Source organism: Methylibium sp. (assembly GCF_013817365.1).
Taxonomy (GTDB): domain Bacteria; phylum Pseudomonadota; class Gammaproteobacteria; order Burkholderiales; family Burkholderiaceae_C; genus Methylibium.
Genome location: NZ_JACDCU010000482.1, coordinates 1 through 2,946 on the forward strand (window position 1 = coordinate 1; position 2,946 = coordinate 2,946).

General features: G+C 62.1%; 7 protein-coding genes and 1 pseudogene. All 8 read right to left on the bottom strand.

The window, feature by feature from the left end; genetic code table 11:
- A partial coding sequence (locus H0W38_RS20110) for a terminase family protein (protein ID WP_292457504.1) occupies positions 1-1,000 on the bottom strand: 1,000 nt, incomplete at its 3' end.
- Positions 997-1,347 carry a hypothetical protein gene (locus H0W38_RS20115; RefSeq protein ID WP_292457507.1) on the bottom strand — a complete coding sequence of 117 codons (351 nt, stop codon included), beginning with the start codon at positions 1,345-1,347 and terminating at the stop codon, positions 997-999. The genes H0W38_RS20115 and H0W38_RS20110, both read right to left, overlap by 4 nt.
- A complete protein-coding gene (locus tag H0W38_RS20120) occupies positions 1,344-1,595 on the bottom strand; it encodes a hypothetical protein (RefSeq protein WP_292457509.1) in 252 nt (83 codons plus the stop codon). Before H0W38_RS20120 ends, H0W38_RS20115 begins: the two co-directional genes overlap by 4 nt.
- Before the next feature lie 55 nt (positions 1,596-1,650).
- On the bottom strand, positions 1,651-1,836 hold the full coding sequence (locus H0W38_RS20125; RefSeq protein ID WP_292457512.1) for a hypothetical protein: 186 nt from the start codon (positions 1,834-1,836) through the stop codon (positions 1,651-1,653).
- 50 nt (positions 1,837-1,886) lie between these two features.
- Positions 1,887-2,123, bottom strand: coding sequence for a hypothetical protein (locus H0W38_RS20130; RefSeq protein ID WP_292457514.1), 237 nt, complete (start codon positions 2,121-2,123; stop codon positions 1,887-1,889).
- Positions 2,124-2,168: 45 nt separating this feature from the next.
- The gene (locus H0W38_RS20135) at positions 2,169-2,345 is read right to left on the bottom strand and encodes a hypothetical protein (protein WP_292457517.1); all 177 of its coding nucleotides are present in this window, start codon (positions 2,343-2,345) and stop codon (positions 2,169-2,171) included.
- A gap of 114 nt (positions 2,346-2,459) precedes the next feature.
- On the bottom strand, positions 2,460-2,657 hold the full coding sequence (locus H0W38_RS20140; RefSeq protein ID WP_292457519.1) for a hypothetical protein: 198 nt from the start codon (positions 2,655-2,657) through the stop codon (positions 2,460-2,462).
- A 74-nt stretch (positions 2,658-2,731) separates the two neighbouring features.
- Positions 2,732-2,946: pseudogene (locus H0W38_RS20145) on the bottom strand (hypothetical protein); the annotation flags it as partial.

Below are 2,946 nucleotides of genomic sequence, written 5' to 3' on the forward strand. Positions count from 1 at the left end.
GGTCGCGCCGCTTGATCTCCTGCGCCACCTTGTCCGCTGGGAGCTTCAAGCCGGTGTTGACCACTTCCCGCATGCCGTAATACTCGCGGTAATAGATCAGTGCACCGCGCGGGTACTGCGGCATCTCGCCGTCCGACACGGCGATCCAGTAGCAGGCGAAGGGCTTGGCTGAGCCCCAGTCGAAGCAGCGATATCGCGTCCAGTGCGACGGGATGGTGAAGGGCTTGACCACATGCCGGTCGCGCATGAACTCGGTGAAGTAGGCGCCGGCGACGATGTCCCAATCGCCCTCCAGCATCGCCCGGACCAAGGACTCATTGCCCAGGCCGGACAACTTGTCGCCGTAGTCGGCGTCCATCGTCGGATTGTCGTCCAGCCGGGCCGGGATGTACTGGCGCTGCATCCCCCCGTCTTTCGGCTCCATCGGCCGTATCGACAGCGGCACGGCGTTGTCGATGAACGACGCCTTGACCCAATGATGACCCTCGCCGCCCGGGTTCGCCCCGTTGAGGATGCGCGGGAAGTAGCCGGCCCACTTCTCGGGCAGCTTCATCGCCCCGAGACGGCACCGACCCCGCAGGAAGCGGTACACCGACTCCGGGAAGTGCGTGAGCTCGTCAATCATCAGCACGTGGATTTCCGCGCCCTGGTAGCGAAGCACATCCTTGGAGTGCTGGCAGTGGCACAGGTGAATCTTGCTGCCGTTGCCGAAGATCACCTGTCCATCGGACAGGTTGACCCGCACGAAGCCCGAGGCCATCCAGTCGGCCAGCAGCGAGGGGAACGATGACGGGCCTTCCATGTGGTTCTTCCACAGGTCAGGGTGCGTCCTGCGGAACAGGTACACCTGCAACCCCGGAACAGCGATGCACCAGGCCACGGCACAGACGCGCATCAGGTGCGACTTCCCTCCCCCTGCAGCACCGCCGTACAGAATCTCGGTCGCCTGCGTCTCGAAGGCAACCGTCTGCTTCGGGTGCAGTTCGAGGTCAATACTCATCGGTTGAGCGTGATGTTTAGCTGCGGCGTGGTGTCGATGCCACCCGAGTGCTCGATGGCCGCCAGCCGCGGATGGATGTACGGCGCAGCGGCTTTCGCAGCCTCGAAGCGCAGCGTGCAGGCTGAGATGAGGTCGCGCGCATCAAGCCCGGGCTCAGGCTCTGTGCGCATGATCTTCAGCATGTATTCCAGCGGCGTGATGCCTTCCTTGATCGCCTTGTCCGCAATCTCCCTCGTCTTTGTGTTCGCCGAGCCGGGTTTTCGTCCAGCACCCGCACGACGGCCGCCATACCCGGCCTTTGTTGGCACGATTCTTGATTTCTTGTCAATGGTTTCAGGGTCACTCACGCTTCCACCTCTTCTTCCTCATCCTGCGGCACCGTCACGCCCATGATCTGAATCATCTTGCGCTGGCGGAACAGATGCACTTGGTTGTGCCCATCCATGCGGGCTATCTTGGTTTCTAACTTCCAGTCGTTCGCGCAATGATTGAGCACGGCGATCGCGGTCCTTGCTGGAACTCCCGCATGCATGGCGATTGCAGCGGCGGTCTGCCACGTTGGCAGCAATGCATCGCGCACCCATCTGAGTTTCATTGGGCCGAGGCCAAACGGGAACAGCAACTGCCCGAACCGTGATGCGTGACGTTTCTTACGAACTGGCGCCATTCAGCCCCCTCAGTGCGTCGATCCTTCGGTACTCGGCAATCACGGCCAGCCGGTACACCTGCATGGCTGCCTCACCCTGCGTGGTCAGCATCTGGGCGTAGCGCTGCTCCCTGCGGCGCCTGGGCGCCCTGGCGGTCTGCCTGATGTCGCATTGCGGGCAGTCGGTCATGAGGGCAGCGCAGTCGGGGTTAGTGGTGGCTGATGTGCAGTGCGGGCAGGTCAAGCGTTCACCGCGCCCTTCTTTGGCGCCGGCTGCTGGGTGGGCAGACCGGCAGGACGCACGGGGAAGTCAACGCAGTGGCCCTTCACCGCAGGCAGGCCTTTGAAGGTGCTCTCCATGTCCAACCGGAGCGCTGCCTCGCACGCCTTCTGCGAATCGAAGCCCCTGCGGCTCGTGGTCTTAGCCGAGCCATCGGGCATGTAAATCGCAACAACGATCAACCATTCGACGATCATTTCCAGTCCTTTCAGAAGGTTTCCATCAACTCAGTGGGTCATGCGTTAGCCCGCATCGCGTTTAGCAAGCCGCATCCGCCTGCGCGCGATCTTGGCGGCGGCTTCCTTGACTTCGGTGTGATCGTCTGGGTGCGCGAAGATGCCGCGCACTTCGGTGGCCTGCTCGGCGGCCTTGCGGGCGCGGAACTCGGCTTGGCGCTGGGCGGTGGTTTTGGCGATCATTTGCCTGCACTCCAAAAAAGTTGCAGAACAGGCAGCCAAGAGACGACTGCGCAAAGGACGCCCAAGATCAACAGGACCAGCCCCTGCACGTTGGAACGGCCCCGGAGTGCCATCTCAATCCTTGGTTGCCGCGCTAATCATCTTGGAACCAAACCACAGCACGTCGAAGCCGGCAGCGCGGAGCATCGCAGCACAGGTCAGCAACTCGGCTTGCTCGCCGCGAACCATCGTGCCGGACACGTCCGACTTGACCTTGACGCTCATGGCCGACAGAACTTGCTTGGCTGTCTTGGTTTGCTGGGTTGCGGTCATGTTGTGCTTTCGGTTGGTGTGAAAGAATCATAACACCGTTACGCGTAACGTCAAGGGGTCTGCACCATCTTTTTTCAGAAACTTTCCATGAGTTCGACAAACCGCTCCGGCAGCGGCACGGCGGCGGGCCACAGCTTTTGCCGCACCAGCTCGCGCACCGTTCGCTCGTGTGCTCGCTGCCACATCTGCCGGCGTGCCTCGCGCGACAGGAATGGGCCCTGATCGAGTTTGGTGTGGCAGCGGTGGCACAGGCTTGCGCACTTGTCGTCGCTCGCCTTGATCGAGCGGC

Coding starts and splice junctions, on each gene's coding strand:
- H0W38_RS20120 (WP_292457509.1), bottom strand. CDS start 1,595: ATGAAACTCAGATGGGTGCGCGATGCATTGCTGCCAACGTGGCAGACC.
- H0W38_RS20125 (WP_292457512.1), bottom strand. CDS start 1,836: ATGACCGACTGCCCGCAATGCGACATCAGGCAGACCGCCAGGGCGCCC.
- H0W38_RS20130 (WP_292457514.1), bottom strand. CDS start 2,123: ATGATCGTCGAATGGTTGATCGTTGTTGCGATTTACATGCCCGATGGC.
- H0W38_RS20135 (WP_292457517.1), bottom strand. CDS start 2,345: ATGATCGCCAAAACCACCGCCCAGCGCCAAGCCGAGTTCCGCGCCCGC.
- H0W38_RS20140 (WP_292457519.1), bottom strand. CDS start 2,657: ATGACCGCAACCCAGCAAACCAAGACAGCCAAGCAAGTTCTGTCGGCC.